This is a genomic window from Bradyrhizobium sp. sGM-13 (assembly GCF_018398875.1).
GTDB lineage: Bacteria > Pseudomonadota > Alphaproteobacteria > Rhizobiales > Xanthobacteraceae > Bradyrhizobium.
This window is the reverse complement of sequence record NZ_JAGWDK010000020.1, coordinates 50,060-70,269: the sequence shown is the minus strand read 5'-3', so window position 1 is coordinate 70,269 and position 20,210 is coordinate 50,060. Positions and strand designations below refer to the sequence as shown.

17 protein-coding genes are annotated in these 20,210 nt (G+C 63.5%); 8 read left to right on the top strand and 9 right to left on the bottom strand.

The genetic code is table 11. The features are described 5' to 3' along the window. Positions 1-21: 21 nt before the first annotated feature. From KJQ96_RS26535 to KJQ96_RS26530, 3 genes are all read right to left on the bottom strand, one after another. On the bottom strand, positions 22-1,089 hold the full coding sequence (locus KJQ96_RS26535; protein WP_249734557.1) for an ABC transporter substrate-binding protein: 1,068 nt from the start codon (positions 1,087-1,089) through the stop codon (positions 22-24). Between the two features lie 8 nt (positions 1,090-1,097). Continuing rightward, on the bottom strand, positions 1,098-1,265 hold the full coding sequence (locus KJQ96_RS40450) for a hypothetical protein (RefSeq protein ID WP_249734555.1): 168 nt from the start codon (positions 1,263-1,265) through the stop codon (positions 1,098-1,100). 186 nt (positions 1,266-1,451) lie between these two features. Next, positions 1,452-2,345 carry an IclR family transcriptional regulator gene (locus tag KJQ96_RS26530; RefSeq protein ID WP_309142475.1) on the bottom strand — a complete coding sequence of 298 codons (894 nt, stop codon included), beginning with the start codon at positions 2,343-2,345 and terminating at the stop codon, positions 1,452-1,454. A 206-nt stretch (positions 2,346-2,551) separates the two neighbouring features. Here KJQ96_RS26530 and KJQ96_RS26525 point away from each other — a divergent pair, with 206 nt between their 5' ends. From KJQ96_RS26525 to KJQ96_RS26515, 3 genes are read left to right on the top strand one after another with little or no spacing between them, the layout of a single operon-like run. After that, positions 2,552-4,351: a thiamine pyrophosphate-binding protein gene (locus KJQ96_RS26525; protein ID WP_213289344.1), complete on the top strand. Its 1,800-nt coding sequence runs from the start codon at positions 2,552-2,554 to the stop codon at positions 4,349-4,351. 20 nt (positions 4,352-4,371) lie between these two features. Further along, the gene (locus tag KJQ96_RS26520) at positions 4,372-5,076 is read left to right on the top strand and encodes an SDR family oxidoreductase (RefSeq protein ID WP_213289343.1); all 705 of its coding nucleotides are present in this window, start codon (positions 4,372-4,374) and stop codon (positions 5,074-5,076) included. An 18-nt stretch (positions 5,077-5,094) separates the two neighbouring features. Further along, positions 5,095-5,478, top strand: a complete 384-nt coding sequence (locus tag KJQ96_RS26515) for a cupin domain-containing protein (protein ID WP_213289342.1) — start codon at positions 5,095-5,097, stop codon at positions 5,476-5,478. A gap of 193 nt (positions 5,479-5,671) precedes the next feature. On the opposite strand, the gene KJQ96_RS26510 is transcribed toward KJQ96_RS26515, so the two are convergent. From KJQ96_RS26510 to KJQ96_RS26500, 3 genes are all read right to left on the bottom strand, one after another. Beyond that, on the bottom strand, positions 5,672-5,896 hold the full coding sequence (locus tag KJQ96_RS26510) for a hypothetical protein (protein ID WP_213289341.1): 225 nt from the start codon (positions 5,894-5,896) through the stop codon (positions 5,672-5,674). 372 nt (positions 5,897-6,268) lie between these two features. After that, positions 6,269-7,069, bottom strand: coding sequence for an SDR family NAD(P)-dependent oxidoreductase (locus KJQ96_RS26505; protein WP_213289340.1), 801 nt, complete (start codon positions 7,067-7,069; stop codon positions 6,269-6,271). A gap of 43 nt (positions 7,070-7,112) precedes the next feature. Continuing rightward, on the bottom strand, positions 7,113-8,054 hold the full coding sequence (locus tag KJQ96_RS26500; RefSeq protein WP_213289339.1) for a hypothetical protein: 942 nt from the start codon (positions 8,052-8,054) through the stop codon (positions 7,113-7,115). Positions 8,055-8,250: 196 nt separating this feature from the next. Here KJQ96_RS26500 and KJQ96_RS26495 point away from each other — a divergent pair, with 196 nt between their 5' ends. From KJQ96_RS26495 to KJQ96_RS26480, 4 genes are all read left to right on the top strand, one after another. Beyond that, a complete protein-coding gene (locus KJQ96_RS26495; RefSeq protein WP_213289338.1) occupies positions 8,251-11,724 on the top strand; it encodes an indolepyruvate ferredoxin oxidoreductase family protein in 3,474 nt (1,157 codons plus the stop codon). Positions 11,725-11,854: 130 nt separating this feature from the next. Beyond that, complete coding sequence (locus KJQ96_RS26490; protein ID WP_213289337.1) at positions 11,855-12,316, top strand: hypothetical protein; 462 nt, start codon at positions 11,855-11,857, stop codon at positions 12,314-12,316. Positions 12,317-12,530: 214 nt separating this feature from the next. Beyond that, positions 12,531-14,105 (top strand): alkaline phosphatase, encoded by a 1,575-nt coding sequence (locus tag KJQ96_RS26485; protein WP_213289336.1) that lies wholly within the window; start codon positions 12,531-12,533, stop codon positions 14,103-14,105. 366 nt (positions 14,106-14,471) lie between these two features. Then, positions 14,472-15,644, top strand: coding sequence for an acetyl-CoA C-acyltransferase (locus KJQ96_RS26480; protein WP_028346836.1), 1,173 nt, complete (start codon positions 14,472-14,474; stop codon positions 15,642-15,644). Between the two features lie 103 nt (positions 15,645-15,747). Here KJQ96_RS26480 and KJQ96_RS26475 read toward each other — a convergent pair whose 3' ends face one another. Next, positions 15,748-15,972, bottom strand: a complete 225-nt coding sequence (locus KJQ96_RS26475; RefSeq protein ID WP_213289335.1) for a hypothetical protein — start codon at positions 15,970-15,972, stop codon at positions 15,748-15,750. 332 nt (positions 15,973-16,304) lie between these two features. On the opposite strand from KJQ96_RS26475, the gene KJQ96_RS26470 reads away from it, so the two are divergent. Continuing rightward, positions 16,305-17,585 carry an amidohydrolase family protein gene (locus KJQ96_RS26470; protein WP_213289334.1) on the top strand — a complete coding sequence of 427 codons (1,281 nt, stop codon included), beginning with the start codon at positions 16,305-16,307 and terminating at the stop codon, positions 17,583-17,585. Positions 17,586-17,597: 12 nt separating this feature from the next. Here KJQ96_RS26470 and KJQ96_RS26465 read toward each other — a convergent pair whose 3' ends face one another. Both KJQ96_RS26465 and KJQ96_RS26460 read right to left on the bottom strand, forming a co-directional pair. Then, complete coding sequence (locus KJQ96_RS26465) at positions 17,598-18,476, bottom strand: DMT family transporter (RefSeq protein ID WP_213289333.1); 879 nt, start codon at positions 18,474-18,476, stop codon at positions 17,598-17,600. Between the two features lie 7 nt (positions 18,477-18,483). After that, complete coding sequence (locus tag KJQ96_RS26460; protein ID WP_249734554.1) at positions 18,484-20,181, bottom strand: FAD-dependent oxidoreductase; 1,698 nt, start codon at positions 20,179-20,181, stop codon at positions 18,484-18,486. Positions 20,182-20,210: the final 29 nt, after the last annotated feature.

Here is a 20,210-nt window from a genome sequence, read left to right as displayed (position 1 = left end):
CCGACGCCCGGATTCGAGCTTTTAAGCCTTCATGTTGCAGGGATTTTGCGTCTTCGTCGGGTAGATCGTTTCAAGCTCGGCGCCCGCGGCCGGAACGGCTTCGCCGAGCACCAGCATGTCCCACTTGTCCTTCATCTCGTTCTTCGCCTTCACCGTGAAGGGATAGGCCTCCTGGACGAGCTGATGGTCCCAGGATCGGAAATACGCCTTGCGCGACTTCATGATGTCGAACTGCGTCTGCTTCTCGAAATAACCGATCAGCGCGTCGCTTTCGGTCGACTTGGTCTCGGTGATCGCCTGCGCGATCATTTTCAGCGTGATGTATTCGATCCAGGCATGGTTCTCCGGCGGCTTGCCGTATTTCTTGCTGAAGGCCTCGACGAAGGCCTTGGACGCCGGATTCTCGAGCGTGTGGTACCAGACCGTCGGCCAGGTGCCGGAAAGATTGCCTTCGCCCATCGCCCAGGCGTCGCCGGTGTTGAGGTTGAAGCCGACGAGCGGGTAGGGGAAGCCGAACTCGGCATATTGCTTGACGAGATTGGTGACCTGGTTGCCGGCGAGGTTGCAGCAGACGACATCGGGCTTGGCCTGCCGCACCTTCAGGAGGTACGGGCTGAAGTCGGTAACGTCTGTCGCGATCAGCTCGTCGCCGATCAAAGTAGCGTCGTTGGCGCTGAAGAAGGCCTTCGCCGCCTTCAAGAGGTCGTGGCCGAAAATGTAGTCGGCCGTCAGCGTGACGAACTTCTTGCCCTTCACCATGCCCTTCTGCTTGAGCGCGGTGCCGACGGCATTGACCATCACCGTGTTGGGAATGTCGCAATGGAAGGAGTAGCGGTTGCAATCCTTGCCGCGCAGCGCGTCCGAGCGCGCGCCGGTCGAGAAGAACACCTTCTTGTTGCGTTCGGCGACCTGCATGATGGTCAGCGACGAGGCGGATGAGATTTCGCCGAACAAGAGCACGGCGCCGTCCTGCTCGATCATGCGTTGCGCCTTGGTCGAAGCGGTGGCGGGATTGACCGAGTCTTCCGACATCAGATCGATCTGCTTGCCCATGATGCCGCCGGACGCGTTGATCTCTTCCGCCGCCATCTTCACCCCTAGCTGGGCGTAGCTGCCGATCGCGCCGAGGAACCGGTCAGCGGCACCAGATGGCCGATTTTGATCCGCGCGGCCTGTGCGTGAACGATGGCGGGAGATCCGATAGCGGATACGCCGGCAAAAGCGGCGCCGGCCTTCAACAGAGTGCGTCGGCTAAAGCGGGTCATGACTGATCTCCTCCCGAGAGTTCGCCTTGACGTTCTCCCTCCGATTACCGCTATGCGACAATGTGAGAGACGTTCTTTTATTATTGTAGGATATTTCCGGACGCGGCGTCGGCTGTCAACGCCAAATGCGTCGCGGCCGCGCAGCACCGCGCATTGAGGCAATTCAGAAAGAGTGAGTTCAGGAAATCAGGAGGATTTCGCCAGACCCCGCGCGCCGAATTCGATCGACAGCCGGCTGGCGGCCGATTGCACCAGCTTGGCGCGGCTCTGCACCACCTGGTCGGTCATGCGCCAGATCGGGCCGGAGATGCCGAGTGCGCCGATCACTTCGCCGGTGAAATGATACACCGGCACCGCAACACAGCGGACTTCTGCGTTGTATTCGCCGTCGTCGAAGGCGATCGCGCTGCGGCGGATTTCGGCGATCTCGCGCATCAGCACGGCGGGATCGGTGATCGATTTTTTCGTCGAGGGCTTCAGCTCGACGCGTTCGAGAAAGCGCTTCAACTGATCGGGGCGCAGCGAGGCCAGCATGATCTTCCCGAGCGCGGTGCAGTGCGCAGGCCGCACCACGCCGACGCGGTCGGTCAGTTGGAACGCGCCAGCCCCGCTGGTGCGGGCGATCACCACAACCGCATCGCCCATGCGCACGGCAAAGTGGCCGCTTTCGCCGGTCTCCCGCGACAGCTCTTCCAGGATCGGCGTAGCCAGATTGACCATCTCGATTTCGTCGAGCGCGCTTGCCGCGAGCGCAAACAGCGGCCGGCCGACGCGGTAACGTTTTGAATCGCGCTCCTGCCTGAGATAGCCGAGCGACACCAGTGTCTTGGCGAGGTGAAAGGTGGTGGAATTGTGCAGGCCGACCAGCTTGCTGAGATCAGCCAATCCAATGCCTTCGCGGTGGCGCGCGACTTCTTCCAGGATCGAAAACGCGCGCCCGAGCGACTGCACCCCGCCGCGTGCGCGCTCCTCGGCTTCGTCGTCGATATTGGGCTCGCTCGATGGCATCAGCCTTGCGATCGAAACCTTGCGTGGGCCTGCAGGCTTGTCGCTCGTCTTCGGCTTGGTGCGCGGCTTCACAGAATCAGTTCTCCAAATGGGCGAGGCGAAGTCTAGCAGGCCGCCCTTGCCCTTCAACGGCATCACCCCCGGTCGGAGGCGCGATCCGAAGCATACCACAATAGCAATTGACGTACAGTATTATGAGAAATAGGTTCGCGAGGCAGCCGACCGCGCGCGGTAAAGATGCGGAGGCGAATTCGTTGGGCTTAGGGAGAGAGTGGTCGATGTCGCGTAACATGCTCAACGGCGCCCAGGTCATCGTCGACTATCTGATCCAGGAGAAGGTACCGCAGGTGTTCGGTCTGTGTGGCCACGGCAACATCCAGTTCATCGACGCGCTGTACGAACGTTCCCACGATATCAAGACGATCTCGGTTCATCACGAGAGCGTCGCCGGCTTCATGGCCGACGTTTACTACCGCGTCTCGGGCCGGCCGACGGCGACGTTTACCTCCTGCGGGCCCGGCTCGGCGAACCTGCCGATCTCGCTTGCGAATGCCTTTCTCGATTCCGTGCCGTTCCTGGCGGTGACCGGCAACGTGCCGACCAGCCAGTTCAACCGCGGCGCCTTCCAGGAGATGTACCGGCATCATCAGGCCGATTTTCCTTCCACCGTGCGCACGATCTGCAAGAAGGTGTTCCAGCCGACGCGCGGTGAGATGGTGCCGCTGGCGGTGCGGCAGGCCTGGAAGACCATGACGACCGGCCGGCCCGGTCCCGTGGTGCTCGACGTGCCGTTCGACGCGTTCATGGAATCGGCGGCCGAGGAGGCGCCGAATGCGATCGAATGGAATGCCAACATATCGAGCCGCTGCGGCGCCGATCCGGAGGGCGTGGTGAAAGCCGTCGACATGCTGCTCGGTGCCGAGCGGCCGACGATCATTGTCGGGCAGGGCGTGCGCTATGGCGGCGCAGCGGAGGAACTGCTGCGGCTCGCCGAGCGGCTGCAGATACCGGTCGCAGCTTCCGCCAGCGGCCTCGGCGCGATCGACTGCAACCATCCGCTGGCGCTGGGCCTCGTCGCGCGCGCCGGCCATTATCAAGCCAATCATGCAACGCGTCAGGCTGACGTGCTGCTGGCAATGGGAATGCGGTTCGATGACCGCACGTCGAGTTCGTGGATCCCGGGCTATTCCTTCACCATTCCGCCGACACGGCTGATCCATGTCGACATCGATCCCGAGGAGATCGGCCGCAACTATCCGGTCGCGCTCGGCCTGATGGCCGACGTGCGCACCTTCCTGCGGCAGGTTCATGCCGAACTCGATCGCCGCGGAGATCTCTCGAAGAAGCTGGACGCGCGCAAGAAGTGGCTCTCGCAGATCGATGGCTATCGGAAAGAGTGGGACAAGTTCGTCGCCCCCGGATTTTCCGACGACACCACGCCTATCAATCCGCAGCGGGCCGCGCTCGAAATCGACAAGGCGCTGCCGGAGGATGCGATCCTCGTCAGCGACATTGGCGTGCATCACAACTGGCTGCTCGGCTTCTGCAAACCGAAGCGGCCGGATTCGCTGATCGGCTCGATGGGGTTCGGTCCGATGGGCTTTGGCGTTGCGGGCGTGATGGGCGCGAAGTTCGCGGCACCCGACCGTCCCTGCGTGTCGGTGTGCGGCGACGGCGCCTTCTTCATGCACGCCAACGTGCTGGGGACGGCGGTCGAATATAATCTGCCCGTGGTCTGGGTGGTCTGGAACAACTACGCCTACGCCTCGATCCGCGGGCTGCAGCGCGGCTATCTCGGTGGCCGCGAGCTCGCGACCGATTTCCACGATCCCAACACCGGCGAGCGCTACAATCCGGATTTCGCCGCGATGGCGCGTTCCTGCGGCGTCGAGGGCGTGCGCGTTGATCGCGCCGGCGATCTCGGCGAGGCCATCCGCAAAGGCATCGCGGCGAACAAGCCCTACCTGATCGACGTCGATATCGCCGCCGACATCAATCCGGTCGGTGCCGGCGTCTGGGAATTGCCCGGGCTCGGGCAGAGCAAGGCCGGCATCGGCACGCGCTACCAGCCCGCCTGATCTCACTTCGAGGAAATCACATGCTGCTAGCAGGCAAGAAGGTCGTCGTCGTCGGTGGTTCCTCCGGCATCGGTCTGGCGACGGCGGAGATGGCGAAGCGCGAGGGTGCCGATGTCATCGTCGCATCCCGCAATGTCGAAAAGCTCGACCAGGTGGCGGAGAAGCTGAATGCCATCGCGATCCCCGCCGACGTTACCAGCGATGACAGCGTGGCAAAGCTGTTCCGCCGTTGCGGTCCGGTCGATCATGTCGTGGTCACGGCGGCGCAGCTTCGCACCGGCCCGTTCAAGACCGTGGCGATGGAGGATGTGCGGACCACCATGGAAGGAAAGTTCTGGGGCGCGTGGCGGGTCGCGCGCGAGGCCGAAATCCGCGCCGGCGGATCACTGACCCTGGTCTCGGGTTTTCTCAGCGTTCGCCCGCGGCCGAACTCGGCGATCGTCAGCGCCGCCAACGGCGCGCTGGAATCGCTAGCGAGAGCGCTCGCGCTGGAATTGGCGCCGGTGCGTGTCAATGCGGTCTCGCCGGGCGTGATCGACACGCCGATCCGCGCTGCGATGCCGGAAGAGGCGCGGCGCGACATGCTGGCGAAGACGGCGGCGGCGCTGCCGGTCGGGCGCGTCGGCGCGGCTGAGGACATCGCGCGGCAAATCCTGAGCTTCATGGCGAACGGTTTTGCGACGGGATCGATTGTCTATATCGATGGCGGGGCGCTAGTGATCTGACCGGCAAAGGAGGCAAGCATGGCTCCAGAAAACAACGGCGCCTTCATCCGCAATATCGCCGAGGTACCTTGGCGCGAATTCCCCAATCACTTTGGCGGCGCCCTATCAAAGCCGCTGGTGATGCCGGAGACCGCGGGCTCCCGCCACATCGACTATCGCATCTCGATGTACCAGCCGATGGCCCATGTCGCGCGTCACAAGCACCTTGTGCAGGAGCAGATCTATCACGTGCTCGAAGGCGAGGGGCTGATGGAGATCGCGGGAAAAAATCACGTGGTGCGCAAGCACGACGTCATCTTCCTGCCGCCCGGCGTCGAACACGCCATTTCGAATTCGGGGCTGGCCGATCTGGTGTTTCTGGTGATCACCTCTCCGGTGACGGATGACGAAAAGCCGGTGTGAGCATTCCGTGTCCCGGCCGCGGCGCAGCGTGTAACGCTGCTCCGCAGAGCCGGGACCACTCCCGCCAGCGTATGGACCCCGGATCAGCAGCGCACCACGCCGCAAGCGGCGCGCTGCGCGGCATCCGGGGAACGCAGCCCAACACCTGTCGCTTCATGCTCTCCCAGGACTGCAGTCGCGCTTGCGTCACGAATCACGCCGCGAGATCCTGAAGCAGCAGCGACGAGCCGCGAATCAGCACCTTGCGTCCCTTTGCCGTGATGGCGGGTGCGTCGCCATGCATCACGGCGAGTTCGAGCGCGATCAGGCCGTCGATCGTGGTGCGGCTCATGCGCGGCAGCCGCGACTCCGGCGTCCGCAATGCCCTCAGCGTTTCCCACTGGGCCGGTGTGAGCTCGTAGTCGAATTCTTCGTTCATAGTGCCTCGGCTTCCCACAATTCTTGTGGCGCCTCATAGCGAGCGCACATGAAATTCGTGCGACCGCAACGAGACGGGATTTCGACAAGCGACGGCGTTGCTGTCACATCATCGTGTCATTGGAATCGATCGATTTTTTCGAATCACGCGCGTGGGCCAAAAACAAATGACGCCGGCGCAGGTCGCGTGAGCACGGGCGCCAAAAAGACCGCCCAATCGCCGCAAGGCTTAAGAGAAAGTTACTAACGATAGGTAAATGGCGCGGTTGTTTCGTCGGCTGTAGGGTGGGCAAAGCGCAAGCGTGCCCACCATAGCGAGCGGAGTGTTGGATGGTGGGCACGGCGCAAGGGCGCCTTTGCCCACCCTACAATTTTATCCCCGCCGCACGCTCGCGCCGCCATCGACCGGCAGTGTCACGCCAGTGATAAAACTCGCTTCGTCCGAGGCGAGGAACAGCGCGGCGTTGGCGACGTCCCAGCCGGTGCCCATCTTCTGGCGCAGCGGCACCTTGCTGTCGCGTTCGGCCTCGACTTCGGCGCGGCTCTTCTTGAACTCGCGGGCGCGGGTGTCGACCGCCATCGGCGTGTTAATCAGTCCGGGCAGGATGACGTTGGCGCGGATGCCGTATTGCGCGTTCTGGTAGGCGAGCTGTTCGGTGAAGGCGATCATCGCCGACTTGGTCGCCTTGTAGGCGACGTAAGGATAAGTCGTGATCGCGGCCATCGAGGAGATGTTGATGATGGCGCCGCTTCGTTGCGCCCGCATGATCGGGATGACGTGCTTGGCCGCCCACACGCAGCTCTTAAGATTGATCGCGACGCAGCGGTCGAACGCTTCCTCGCTGATCTCGAGCAGTTCGGCGTCACCGCCGGCCAGGCTGACGCCGACATTGTTGTGCAGCACGTCTACGCGGCCCCAGCGTGCCTGCCCGTCTGCCACCATCGCCTTGAGCTCGGCATTTTTGGTAACGTCGGCTTTGAAGGCCGCCGCGGTGCCGCCGCTCTCGGCGATCATATCGACGGTCTCCTGCGCCGAGGCTAGATTATGATCGACACACAGCACTTTGGCGCCTTCGCGTGCAAAGGTCAGCGCGGTGGCGCGGCCGTTGCCGATGCCTTCGCCGGGGCTCTGGCCGGCGCCGACGACGATGGCGACACGATCTTTCAGGCGCATCTCATTCCACTCCCGGGATTGGGTACTGTTTCCGGATCATGCTCTAGCCGTAGAGCGCTTGGTGCTCCCGCTCGTAGTTGGCGTAGGAATCCTTGATGCTCGCCATGTTCAACAGCATGGTGGCGACCAGTGTGTCGTCGGCTGCGAACACGGTCGTGCGGACCCAGACGCTTTCGGTGCGGCGGCTGCCGCTGAGGGCGACGATCTCGCGTTCGGTTGCATAGTTCTCGCCGACGAATAGCGGGCCGCGCAGCAGCCGGATCTCCTGGTCCGCGAACAGCCCGACCGCGGGCCCGCGGACCGGCAGCCGGTCCTCGCGGGCGCGGTGCTGAAACAACACGCTCAGCATTTCGAATGGGATGATCGCGCGGCCCCAGGGATTGAGCTCCTGCGAATAATACGCTGAAGGCTCGGTGATCACCTTCAGCTTCTCGGCAAGCGAAAACGGATGGAGATCGCCCATGTGCTGATCGAAATCCATTTTCACGGTCTGACGCGGCGTCTTCATGCCGACCTTGACGTCGGCGAGGATGACCGGATCGACGAGCGGCTTCAATTCGCCGAGCCGCCGGGAAAGCGCCGTTTCCATTACGTCGCCGACGGAAGCGGTGCCGCGCAAAATCTCGGTGCCGTCGTGCTTGGTCATGCCGATCGCACAGGGCGTTTGTCCCGGCTTCGGTTTCTCGATGTTGGCCTGCACTTCTTCGCCTTCGAAGGCGGGATTGCGGTAGTGCGCGGACAGGCAGCCGGTTTCGAACCAGGCCTGGCCCCAGATGCGTTCACACAGCGGCGCGAACTGGCTGAAATGGGTCGGGCCCTCGATGGTGCCGCCCTGAAAGCCGAGCTTCTGCGCGGTCGCGTCGTCGTGAATCGAGGCGTGCGAATCATAGACCTGCGCGTGGAGCATCTGCCTCGGGCTCCGCCACGGCCCGACCAGCAGATTGTCGCTCTCCAATATCTCGGTCCTGAAGGCCGGTTCTGTCATCCGTGGCGTCTCCCTTTAATTCCCGAGCGTTTCAAAGAAGGCGGGCTCCCGCAAGAGGCCCGCCGATCCACACCACGGGCGAGATATGCCCTGCGGCCATGAATTCACGCTGGGCACGCATAGCAAAATCGGTGCATGCTGTTCGCAATTAGACCGGTTCAAATAGCCGGCGGAACGTGCGACGGGGAGCGGACGAATGGCGTTGATGGAAGTGGGACTGAACGACAAGTACCGTCTGGATGCGAAACGGATCTTTCTGTCCGGTACGCAGGCGCTGGTCCGCCTTCCCATGTTGCAGCGCGAACGCGATCGCGCACAGGGGCTCAACACCGCAGGCTTCATCTCCGGCTATCGCGGCTCGCCGCTCGGCATGTACGATCACGCGCTGTGGCGCGCCAAAACTTTCCTCAAGCAGCATGACATCGAGTTCTCACCGGGTCTCAACGAGGATCTGGCGGCTACCGCTGTATGGGGGAGCCAGCAGGTCGGCATGTTCCCGGGCGCCAAGGTCGATGGCGTATTCGGCATCTGGTATGGCAAGGGCCCCGGCGTCGACCGTTCCGTCGATGCGCTGAAGCATGCCAACTCCGCCGGCACCTCGCCGAATGGCGGCGTGATTGCGCTGGCCGGCGACGACCATGGCTGCCAGTCCTCGACGCTCGCCCACCAGAGCGAGCAGGTGTTCGCGGCAGCGCTGATGCCGGTGGTCAACCCGGCCACGCTGCAGGATTATCTCGATCTCGGCATTTTGGGCTTTGCGCTGTCGCGCTATTCCGGCTGCTGGGTCGGGTTCAAGGCGATTTCCGAGACGGTCGAAAGCTCGGCCTCGATCGTCAGCGATCCCGACCGCATCAAGATCATCACGCCCGACGATTTTGAGATGCCACCGGGCGGGCTTTCGATCCGCTGGCCCGATGCGCCGATGGAGCAGGAGCGGCGCTTGCACGGCCCGAAGATGCAGGCGGTCGCCGCGTTCGCGCGCGTCAATCGCTTCGACCGCATCGTGCTGGATTCAAAGCCGGCACGGCTCGGCATCATGGCGACCGGCAAAGCCTACCTCGATCTCCGCCAGGCGCTGGCCGATCTCGGCATTACCGATGTGGAAGCGCAGGCGCTGGGCTTGCGCATCTACAAGGTCGCGCTGACCTGGCCGCTGGAGGAATCCGGCGCGCGGGCCTTTGCGGAAGGCCTGCAGGACGTGCTCGTGGTCGAAGAGAAGCGCGGCTTTATCGAGGACCAGCTTGTCCGCATTCTCTACAACATGGACGCCGCGAAGCGCCCTTCGGTGGTTGGCAAGCGCGACGAGAGCGGCGCCATGCTGTTGCCGAGCGAAGGCGAGATAACGCCGACCATGGTGGCGGCGGCCATCGTGGCGCGGTTGCGAAAACTCGGTCATCGCAGCCCGGCGCTTGAGCAGCGTCTGGCAAAACTCGAGTCGTTCGACCGTCCCGCGGACGGCGTCGGCGCCGCAAAGCTGCAGCGGACACCGTATTTTTGCTCGGGCTGTCCACACAACACCTCGACCAAGATCCCCGAGGGCAGCCGCGCGATGGCCGGCATTGGCTGTCACGGCATGGCGCTGTCGGTGCCGAACCGCCGGACGCAAACGATCTCGCATATGGGCGCGGAGGGTGTCACCTGGATCGGGCAGGCGCCGTTCACCAGCGAACCACATGTGTTTCAGAATTTGGGCGATGGCACCTACACCCATTCCGGCCTGCTCGCGATCCGCGCGGCGGCCGCCGCCGGCGTCAATATCACCTACAAGGTTCTCTATAATGATGCGGTCGCGATGACCGGCGGCCAGCCGGCCGAAGGCGGGCTCTCGGTATCGCAGATCGCGCACCAGGTTTCGGCGGAGGGCGCCAAGCGGCTTGCCATCGTCTCCGACGATCCCGAGAAATATCCCAGCAACTATTTTCCTGCAGGCGCGACTGTTCACCACCGCCGCGAACTCGACGCCGTGCAGAAGGAACTGCGCGAGGTCAAAGGCCTCACGGTCCTGATCTATGACCAGACCTGCGCGGCGGAAAAGCGCCGCCGCCGCAAGCGCGGGCTCTATCCGGATCCGCCGAAGCGCGTCTTCATCAACGAGCGCGTCTGCGAAGGCTGCGGCGACTGCTCTTCCGTTTCGAACTGCGTCTCGGTGCAGCCGCTGGAAACCGAGTTCGGCCGCAAGCGACGGATCGACCAGTCGAACTGCAACAAGGACTTTTCCTGCATCGAGGGCTTTTGCCCGAGCTTTGTCACGGTGCATGGCGGACGCTTGCGGAAAGCCGACCGCGCGGCGGCTGATCCCTCGGCGCTGTTTGCCGATCTGCCGACGCCCGCCACACCCGCGCTCGATGGCGCCTACAACATTCTCGTCACCGGCATCGGCGGCACCGGCGTCATCACCATCGGTGCGCTGCTCGGCATGGCAGCCCATGTCGAGGGCAGGGCGTGCTCGACGCTCGACTTCACAGGGCTATCGCAGAAGAACGGCGCCGTGATGAGCCATGTCCGGATCGCGCCGCAGGCCGACGATCTCTCGACCGTCCGCATCGCCCCCGGCGGCGCCAATCTCATCCTCGGCTGCGACATCGTGGTCGCCACCAGCATTCCCGCGCTGAGCCGGGCCGAGCGCGGCGTGACGCGGGCGATCGTCAATGCCGACCTGCTGCCGACCGCGAGCTTCGTCATCAATCCCGACATCGATTTCGAAGCGGGAACGATGCGGGAGGCGCTGAATGAGGCGGTCAGCGCCTCCGACCTCGACATTCTCGATGCCACCGGGCTTGCCACCGCGCTGATGGGCGACAGCATCGCCACCAACGCCTTCATGCTCGGCTTTGCATTCCAGCGCGGCGCAATCCCGCTGTCGCTGGAAGCGATCATGAAGGCAATCGACCTCAATGGCGCGGCGATCGAGATGAACAAGCTCGCGTTCTCCTGGGGCCGGCTGGCGGCGCACGATCTGCCGCGCGTCGTCAGCGCCGCCCGCTTCAAGAGTTCGGGCGCGGCGCCGGTCCGCCGCACGCTCGACGAAAGCATCGCGTTCCGTGCCAAGTTCCTGACGGACTATCAGAATGAGGCCTACTCGAAGCGATACCTCGCCGACGTCGAGCGCGTCCGCGCCGCGGAAGCCAAGGCCGCGCCGGGCTCGCATGAACTGACCGAGGCTTTCGCCAAGGGCTTGTTCAAGCTGATGGCCTACAAGGACGAATACGAGGTCGCTCGGCTTTATTCCGATGGCGAGTTTGCAAAGGCGCTGAAAGAGCAGTTCGACGATGCCCCGGGCGTCAAGGTGAGCCTTGCGCCGCCGCTGCTGGTATCCCGCGATGGACTGACCGGGCATTTGCGCAAGCGCGAATTCGGCTCCTGGATATTCCGCGCCTTCGACATCCTGACCCGCTTCAAGTTCCTGCGCGGCACTGCATTCGATCCGTTCGGCTATACGGCCGAGCGGCGGATAGAGCGGGCCTTACCGGGCGAATATTCCGCGATGATCTTCCGCCATCTCGATAGGGCCAAGTTGCATGACTGGCCGCGTCTGGTGGCGCTGGCGAAATCAGCGGAACTCGTTCGCGGCTATGGCCATGTCAAGGAAGCCAATGTCGCGAAATACCGTGCGGAGTGCACGCGGCTGGAAGCGGCGATCGGCCTGCCGGTGGCGCAGGCGGCCGAATAGGGGCTGTTCATCCGGCACGTGAAGTCTTTCACAGCCCGGCTCAGTCACCGGTAACCCGGCTGGAATTGTCCGGCCGGCTCCCTACATGTCGGCCGTTCTTGATTCTTTGGGTTGATTTCACGAGGCTGCAATGGTCCTGAAAAGCGCTATTGCCGCAGCACTTTACACGGGGCTCCTGATGTCAGGCAGCGCCGCGCTGGCAGACGAGTATCGCGCGGGCGAACTCTTCAGCCTCGATCCTTCCCAAGCCCTGCTCTCACCGAAGCGACTCGGCCCGGAGACGCGATTCGCCCCGGTCCGGATCGAGGCCAGAACCGATCGCAAGCCGGTGAAGACGGAGCGCGTGGTCGTGCCCAAGGGGGCTGCGCCAAAGGTTGCTGCTGCACCCAAGACTGCTGTGCCCAAAACTGCTGCACCCAAGGCCGCTGCACCCAGGACTCGTGTCGTGCAGGAGCGCGTGCAGAAGCCGCGCGCTGCTGTCAGCACCAAGCAGGCGCGCCGCCATACCAATCCGCTCGACGCCCAGGCCCGCGACACGCGGATCCAGACCTGGCCGTGCAAGTCCGGCGGCATCTGCGACTGGCAGCGGTAATTCATTTGTAGGATGGGTGGAGCGAAGCGATACCCATCATGCCTCCGCGTTGGGATTGATGGGTTTTGCTTCCGCCTTCGCTCGTTGAGCTACGGCGGACAAGTCGCTCTACCCATCCTACGATTCTGCCGCGTCATCGACCTGTCGTAAAAGCTTCAGCCGCGAGTCAAACTCAACAGGCACACCTTCGTCGTGATTCGACGAGGGGTGTTCGATGCCGATTGCGATTCGCGCCAAGCCCGCTCTGACGCGACGTCAATGGCTGGTACGCTCCGCCGCAACATTCGCCGTCGCTGGTTTCGGTGGCCTCGCCAGACCCTCCCTCAGCCGCGTCGCGGATCGGCCGCTCATTACCAGCGGCATTCAATCGGGCGATGTCTCGGCCAATTCCGCCGTGGTCTGGGCGCGCGCCGACCGGGCGGCGCGGATGCAGGTCGAATGTTCGGCCAGCGAAGATTTCAAGACCATCATTGGCACGGCTTCTGCCAATGCGTTGCCGGATGCCGATTTCACTTCGAAGGTTCTGCTCGATGGATTGCCGCCGGGGCAGGATATTTTCTATCGCGTGCGGTTTGAAAGCGAGCCGGGGATCGCCGGCGAGACGCAGCTCGGGCACTTCCGCACCGCGCCCACGGCGCGCAGCTCGGTGTCGTTCGCCTGGTCGGGCGATACGACGGGGCAGGGCTGGGGCATCGACGAAAGCCGCGGCGGCATGCGGACTTACCGCACCATGCTCGACAACCGCCCGGACTTCTTCATCCATTGCGGCGACCACATCTATGCGGACTGCCCGGTGGAGCGGGAACTGAAGCTGCCCGACGGCGGGGTCTGGCGAAACCTCGTTACCGAGGAAAAGTCTGTCGTCGCCCAAACCCTCGCGCAGTTCCGCGGCAACTACAAATACAACTGGCTCGATCAAAATTTTCGCGCCTTCCATGCTGCCGTGCCCTTGTTCGCGCAATGGGACGATCACGAGGTCACCAACGACTGGGCGCCGATCGGCACCGCCGACGCGAGCGGCCATGCCGAGGACGGCAGCTCGCATCTGGTGACCCGGGGGCGCCGCGCGTTCCATGAATTCATGCCGATGCGGGCGGCACCCGCACAGGAAGACGGCCGCATCTATCGCAAGATCGCCTACGGCCCGCTGCTCGATGTCTTCATGATCGACATGCGCAGTTACCGCGATTCCACTTTGAACCGGCGCGACGACCACAGCGACACCTGCATCCTCGGCGCGGCGCAACTGGCCTGGCTGAAGCGCGAACTGGTGGCTTCAGACGCCACCTGGAAGGTGATCGCGGCCGACATGCCGATCGGCCTAGTCAGCGAGGACGCGATTGCGCTCGGCGACGGCCCGCCGGAGCGGCGCGAGCATGAGATCGCCGATTTGCTGTCGTTCATGAAGCGCGCCGGCATCCGCAACATTGTGTGGCTGACCGCCGATATGCATTACACGGCCGCGCACTACTACGATCCGAGCCGCGCGATCTATCAGGATTTCGAGCCGTTCTGGGAGTTCGTCTCCGGCCCGCTGCATGCGGGCACCTGGGCGCCGGCCCCGCTCGACAATACGTTCGGCCCGAAAGCGATGTTCGAGAAGGGGTGCGACGGCGAGAATCTCGCTCCCTGTTTCGGCCTACAGTTTTTCGGCCGCGTCGATATCGACGGCAAGACCGGAGTCATGACCGTGACATTGAAGGACGTCGACGACCGCGACCTGTGGTCGGTCGATATCGAGCCCCGCCCGGATGCGCGGCCCGGCCGGATCATGGCGCAGCATATCTGAGGCGGCGTTGTTAGGGGCGCACCGGCAGATAGAAGCCGACCACGATTTGCACGGAGAGGGCGATGATCACCCCTCGAGCGCGGCGGCGAACGCCCTTACCATCGCACCCCTGACTGGGTCCTGATTGCCTTTCGCGCGGCGATCTCCAGAGGTCAATTTCGCTTAGTGAAATAGCTGGAGCGTCGCGCGTCGGCTTAACGCGGCGGGAAGCCAAACGCGCCCTTGCCGACGGACAGGCAGTGTGCAAATCCCGGCCTTGAGACGGCCTGCGGTTCATTCTGTTCCGCCCGCCGGAATTCGGGTTTTCGCTACACACTGCCGCGGCTCCAGTCCATACTGGATCGCAATCAAAGGGAGGTCTTTCAAATGCGTGAAGCTGTCATCGTTTCCTATGCACGTACGGGGCTGGCGAAGTCCGGCCGCGGCGGGTTCAACATCACCCCGCCGATGTCGATGGCGGCTCACGCCATCAAGCACGCCGTCGAGCGCGCCGGCGTCGACAAGGAATATGTCGAGGACTGCTATCTGGGCAATTGCGCGCATGGCGCGCCGAATATCGGCCGCCAGGCCGCGCTGCTCGCGGGATTGCCGAAGTCGACCGCCGGCGTCTCGGTGAACCGCTTCTGCTCCTCCGGCCTGCAGACCATCGCGATGGCCGCCAACTCGATCCGCTCTGACGGTGCCGACTGCATCGTGGCCGGCGGCGTCGAGAGCATCTCGATCCCCGGCGGCGGCTCGCCCAAGGAATCGATCGATCCGGACCTGCTCAAGGTCGCGCCCGATATCTTCATGGCGATGATCGATACCGCCGATATCGTTGCCGAGCGCTACAAGCTCAGCCGTGAATATCAGGACGAGTACTCGCTGGAATCGCAGCGCCGCATGGCCGCCGCCCAGCAGGCCAACAAGTTCAAGGACGAAATCGTCCCGATGAAGACCAAGATGAAGGTGGTCGACAAGCAGACCAAGGCGGAGAGCATCGTCGACTACACCGTCGACCGCGACGAGTGCAATCGTCCCGACACGACGATGGAAGGCCTTGGCAAGCTCGAGCCGGTCAAGGGCCCGGGCAAGTACGTCACCGCCGGCAACGCCAGCCAGCTTTCGGATGGCGCGGCGGCGGTCGTTCTGATGGAAGCCAAGGATGCCGAGAAGCGCGGTCTCAACCCGATGGGCCGCTTCGTCGCCTGGGCGGCGGCGGGCTGCGAGCCGGACGAGATGGGCATCGGCCCGATCTACGCCGTGCCAAAACTTCTGAAGCGCCATGGCCTGAAGATCGACGACATCGATCTCTGGGAGCTCAACGAAGCCTTCGCCAGCCAGTGTCTCTATTCCCGCGACAAGCTCGGCATCGATCCGGAGAAGTACAACGTCAACGGTGGCTCGATCGCGATCGGCCACCCCTTCGGCATGACCGGTGCGCGTCTCACCGGCCACATCCTGCAGGAAGGCCGCCGGCGCAAGGCCAAGTGGGGCGTCGTCACGATGTGCATCGGCGGCGGCCAGGGCGGCGCCGGCCTGTTCGAGATCTATAGCTGAGATTTTTCGAACGCAGCGACACGCAAAACAAAGAGAATGGCCCCGCGAGGGGCCATTTTTCGTTTGGGGCATCCGGACCGAACGCGCGATGCGATCCGAGGCGTCAGTAACGATACTTCTTCTTGATGACCACGGTCCTGTGGCCATGATGGTGTCCGCGATGCCAGCCGCGATGTCGCCTGAATTCGGCACGCGCGCCGTGATGGTGGTGATGGTGTCCTACGTGGTAGCCGCGCTTCTTGATCACGACGGTCTCGGCGCCCGCAATCGACGGCGCCGCAATGACGAGCGCGCCGAGTGCGGCGATGACGTATCCAAGCTTCTTCATCCGATCCTCCTCAATTGAGCGAGGATAGAACATCAAATTTTGCAGAACGTTCCCGCGGAAATTGAAGAGAATTCTGAACGCGTGTTCAGACGCGTGTGTGATGCAGCCCGAATCGATCATCGTCCGATCGCTTCTCTTGTTGTGGCCGTCGCGCATGCGTGCGCCGCGAGAGGCAAAGCTGCGAACGTCGATACAGCAAGCGCCCACCGGAAACCGGCAGCGCCGCGCTTCAATCCAGCGTGGGACGAGAATGGGCAGGCTTTACTCTTGCTTGCGGAAGGCTGGGAGCGGGCGCATCATCGCGCCATAGCAATCAAATTGGGGAGGCTGCCATGAGCGGGCTTTCACGCCGTCATTTCCTGAGCCTGACCGGATCGGCCGCGGTCGCCGCGATGTCCGGAAGCGCCTATGGCGCGATGGGGCCGAATGACAAGTTCGACCTCGTGATCAAGGGCGGCGATGTGCTCGATCCGAGCCAGTCGCTCAAGGGCAAGCGCGATATCGGTATCCGCTGGGGCACGATCGAGGCCGTCGAGAACGAGATTCCGGGCGCGCGCGCCGCCAAGACCATCGATGCCTCAGGCAAGCTGGTGACACCCGGCCTGATCGATCTGCATTCGCACGTCTACCCCTACGGTTCGGCGATCGGCATTCCCGCCGACGAGCTGGTGCAGGCGCAGGCCACCACCACGGTGGTGTCGGCAGGCGATGCCGGCGTCAACAATCTCGCGGCGCTGCGGCGTTACATCGTGGCGCAATCGCGGGCGCGAATTTATGCCTTCGTGCACATCGCCAACAACGGATTGTCCGGTTTCCCGGTCGCCGAGCTCTACAACATCGATTACGCGCAAGTCGATGCCTGCGCGATGGCGCTGGCGGAAAATCCAGACTTCCTGCTCGGCGTGAAGGTCAGGATGTCGGAGAACGTGATCGCCAGGCACGGGTTGGAGCCGCTGAAGCGCGGCATCAAGGCCTGCGAGATGTGCGGCTGGCCGGCCAAGATGATGGTGCATATCGGCGGCGTCGAGACCAAGGAGCTGATGTCGGAGACTCTCGACCTGATGCGGCCGGGCGATGTGCTGACGCACGCCTATTCCGGCGCGCCGAACATCGGCGGCGTCTTCACCAACATCGTGCAGGACGGCAAGCTGCTGCCGGCAGCGCTCTCAGCCAAGCAGCGCGGCGTGATGTTCGATGTCGGTCATGGTGGCGGCAGCTTCGATTTCACGGTGGCGGAGGTCGCGCTTCCCGGCGGCTGCATGCCGGATACGATTTCCTCCGATATCCACGTCTACTCCGGCAACTCGCCGGGCATGCCGTATTTGCCGAATGTAATGAGCAAGTTCATCGCGCTCGGCCTCACATTAGAGCAGGTGGTGGCGGCAGCGACTTCGACGCCGGCGAAAATCATCAACCGCGCGCCCAAGATCGGCACGCTGCAGATCGGCGCACCCGGCGACGTCGCCATCCTGGATCTGGTGGAGGCGCAGACCTCGTTCGTCGACACCCGCAATAACAAGCGCGAGGGCAAGCTGTTGCTCAAGCCCGTGCAGACCGTGATCAACGGCGTGCCGTTCGGCCGCCCCTATCAGGCGCCGTTCGCCGTGCGGTGAGCCGCCGCCCATTCATTTTGAGGGCCGCTGCGCGCGGATATCGCCGACGATGTCGGCAATGACGGCGCCCATCACCAGAGCGCCGCCAGCGAGGACCCGCAGTGTGGGCACCTCGCCGAATCCCACCCATATCCAGAACGGCATCAGCGGCGTCTCTAGCGTGGAGATCAGGGCGGCTTGCCCGGAAGGCAGCAGCCGCGAACCCAGGAAAAACAGCGTGAGGCCGAGGGCGACCTGAAAGCATCCGAACATTGCGAGAATAAACAGGTCGAACCACGTTATTGCAGCTATTCCGTGGGCGAAGGGAATGCTGATAACGCTGCCCAGCATGTTCGACATCGCCGCCGCGGCGACCATCGATGTATTCCTGTGCCGCCGTACCATGACTGTCATCGCAGCGATCGCCAGCGCCATGAAGCAGGCGAGGGCGATCCCGAGAATGTCGGAACCGGCGCGTGCGTTACCGACGATGATCATGACGCCGCAGAGTGCCACGATACTTGCGAGCATGGTTCGCAGTTGCGGGATTTCCCGCAGCCATATCCAGGCCAGCCCCGCCGCGAGGAAGGGACCGGTCGCGATGATGATGGCTACATTGGATACGTTCGTGAGCTGCAGCGAAGGGATGAAGGCGATCATCGCCAATGTCGAAAACGATGCGACAAGCCAGCCGTTCTTGTCCATCCTGGCCAAATCTCGCAGGCCGGCACGCCCTTGCAACAGCACCATCAACAACATGATCAGGCCGCCGCCGAACAATCCGCGCCAGAACAGGATGGTCCAGGAGTCGTAGGGAAGCAGCCTTGTAAAGAGCGGCGCCGTGCTCCAGGCGATGGCGGCGGCGACGACCAGGGCAATGCCTAGGCGATGCTGGGAGCGCGCCTCCGTCATCAGGGAATCAATCCGGGCTGGGGGTGAGGCTTCGGCCGATCAACTTGTTGACGAGTGGCGCGGGATCATCGGGGATAGCATCGCCCCGCCAGGCGACGTGCTGGTCGGTGCGCGCAAGGATGAGTTTGTGGCCGCCGGGCGGCGGCGCTTGGTCGCCGGGTACATCGACGATTTCAAACGGGACGCCATTGGCGCGCATAGCATCGGCCAAGGGCGCAACCACAACACCCGGATCGTAGCGCAAAAGCGTGTAGCCCGGCCCCAGCGCATCATAGACCACCCGCCCGTCCGGCAATTTCGTAAACGGAAGCCGGCAGCCCGGTATCGAGGACGGCGTGAAGTCCGCCATCGTAAAGCCCGGATGCTCGGCGCCGTCATAGGCGATGATCGGCGAGCGATCGTAGAAATACCCGAAGTTGAGGCCGGCACAGCAATATTGCTGCACGTTCAGGTCATAAGCCGCTTGCCCGACCTGCTTGCGGACAGCATCGCCCTCCGGCCCCGGCTGCTCGATTTCATCAGGGACAGTGCGGCGCTGGCTCAAGACCTTGCCTGCCATCTCCATCGCAAAGCGCGACACTTGTTCGGTGATGGGCAGGCGCTCGGCCTCATAGGCATCGAGGATGGCGACGTCGGCCCATCCCTGCAGATAGGCGGCGAGCAGCCAGGCGAGGTTGGTCGCGTCCGCGATCCCGGCATTCATGCCGTACCCGGCGTAGGGCATCCACAGATGGGCGGCATCGCCACAGATGAACGCGCGGCCCTTGCGAAACCGGTCGGCGACGAGGCGGCGGCCGACCCAGTCCTCCTTGCTCAGAATCTCGTATTCGAAATCGGCGCCGACGCCGAGGATGGCGCGGATCGAAGCATCGCGATCGACGGATTCGAAAGTCTCATCCTCGCGATTGAGGTGATTGTGGATCAGCCACTTCTCGCGGCCGTCGATCGTGACAACCGTGCCACAGCGCCGCGGATTGAGCGACAGCGTCATCCAGGCGGGCCGATCCATCAGGCCGAGCAGGGCGGGCGCGCGGATGTAGGTCGACTGCACGCGCTGGATGATCGGCGTTCCCTGCAGGTTGACGTCGATCGCCTTGCGAACCAGCGACCGCGCCCCGTCGCAGCCAACGATGAAATCGGCGTGAATCTGAAGGGCGGCTCCGGTATCGAGGTTGCGGACGGTTGCAACGATGCCCTCATCGACTTCGCTGAAATCCTCGAATGCGGTGCGGTTCAGAATCTGCAGCCCGTCGATGGCGGCGGCGTGGGCGAACAGCACGGGTTCCATATAGATCTGATTGATGCGGTGCGGCGGCTCGGCCGTCGGCCAACCGGTGTCTGGCCCGCCGGTGGCGGTATAGCGATCGCGCCGGCAGGGAATGAGGATACGCGAGAGCTCGATGCCGGTTGCCGCGGTGCGGTAAGAGCAATCGTTCGGATAGTCGGCCGGCAATCCGGCGTCGCGGAGCTTCTGCGCTAGGCCGAGCCTGCGAAAAATCTCCATCGAGCGCGACGAGACGTGGTTGCATTTCACGCTCGGCGGCTCGCCGGCGGCGCGTGTTTCCACGACAGTGACGGATATTCCCCGCGATGCGAGGTCCATTGCCAAGGTGAGACCAACCGGACCGCCGCCGACCACGAGAACGCTGGTCTTCACCATGTCACTTGCCGCCTTGTCGCTTGCTGCGTTGGGACGATCATGCATTACTGAGCGCCACAGAGATCATCGGGGGA

What these genes read in the sequence shown, in the direction of transcription:
- KJQ96_RS26535 (WP_249734557.1), bottom strand. Translation starts at nt 1,089, where the DNA reads ATGGCGGCGGAAGAGATCAACGCGTCCGGCGGCATCATGGGCAAGCAG.
- KJQ96_RS40450 (WP_249734555.1), bottom strand. Translation starts at nt 1,265, where the DNA reads ATGACCCGCTTTAGCCGACGCACTCTGTTGAAGGCCGGCGCCGCTTTT.
- KJQ96_RS26525 (WP_213289344.1), top strand. Translation starts at nt 2,552, where the DNA reads ATGTCGCGTAACATGCTCAACGGCGCCCAGGTCATCGTCGACTATCTG.
- KJQ96_RS26520 (WP_213289343.1), top strand. Translation starts at nt 4,372, where the DNA reads ATGCTGCTAGCAGGCAAGAAGGTCGTCGTCGTCGGTGGTTCCTCCGGC.
- KJQ96_RS26515 (WP_213289342.1), top strand. Translation starts at nt 5,095, where the DNA reads ATGGCTCCAGAAAACAACGGCGCCTTCATCCGCAATATCGCCGAGGTA.
- KJQ96_RS26510 (WP_213289341.1), bottom strand. Translation starts at nt 5,896, where the DNA reads ATGAACGAAGAATTCGACTACGAGCTCACACCGGCCCAGTGGGAAACG.
- KJQ96_RS26505 (WP_213289340.1), bottom strand. Translation starts at nt 7,069, where the DNA reads ATGCGCCTGAAAGATCGTGTCGCCATCGTCGTCGGCGCCGGCCAGAGC.
- KJQ96_RS26500 (WP_213289339.1), bottom strand. Translation starts at nt 8,054, where the DNA reads ATGACAGAACCGGCCTTCAGGACCGAGATATTGGAGAGCGACAATCTG.
- KJQ96_RS26495 (WP_213289338.1), top strand. Translation starts at nt 8,251, where the DNA reads ATGGCGTTGATGGAAGTGGGACTGAACGACAAGTACCGTCTGGATGCG.
- KJQ96_RS26490 (WP_213289337.1), top strand. Translation starts at nt 11,855, where the DNA reads ATGGTCCTGAAAAGCGCTATTGCCGCAGCACTTTACACGGGGCTCCTG.
- KJQ96_RS26485 (WP_213289336.1), top strand. Translation starts at nt 12,531, where the DNA reads ATGCCGATTGCGATTCGCGCCAAGCCCGCTCTGACGCGACGTCAATGG.
- KJQ96_RS26480 (WP_028346836.1), top strand. Translation starts at nt 14,472, where the DNA reads ATGCGTGAAGCTGTCATCGTTTCCTATGCACGTACGGGGCTGGCGAAG.
- KJQ96_RS26475 (WP_213289335.1), bottom strand. Translation starts at nt 15,972, where the DNA reads ATGAAGAAGCTTGGATACGTCATCGCCGCACTCGGCGCGCTCGTCATT.
- KJQ96_RS26470 (WP_213289334.1), top strand. Translation starts at nt 16,305, where the DNA reads ATGAGCGGGCTTTCACGCCGTCATTTCCTGAGCCTGACCGGATCGGCC.
- KJQ96_RS26465 (WP_213289333.1), bottom strand. Translation starts at nt 18,476, where the DNA reads ATGACGGAGGCGCGCTCCCAGCATCGCCTAGGCATTGCCCTGGTCGTC.
- KJQ96_RS26460 (WP_249734554.1), bottom strand. Translation starts at nt 20,181, where the DNA reads ATGCATGATCGTCCCAACGCAGCAAGCGACAAGGCGGCAAGTGACATG.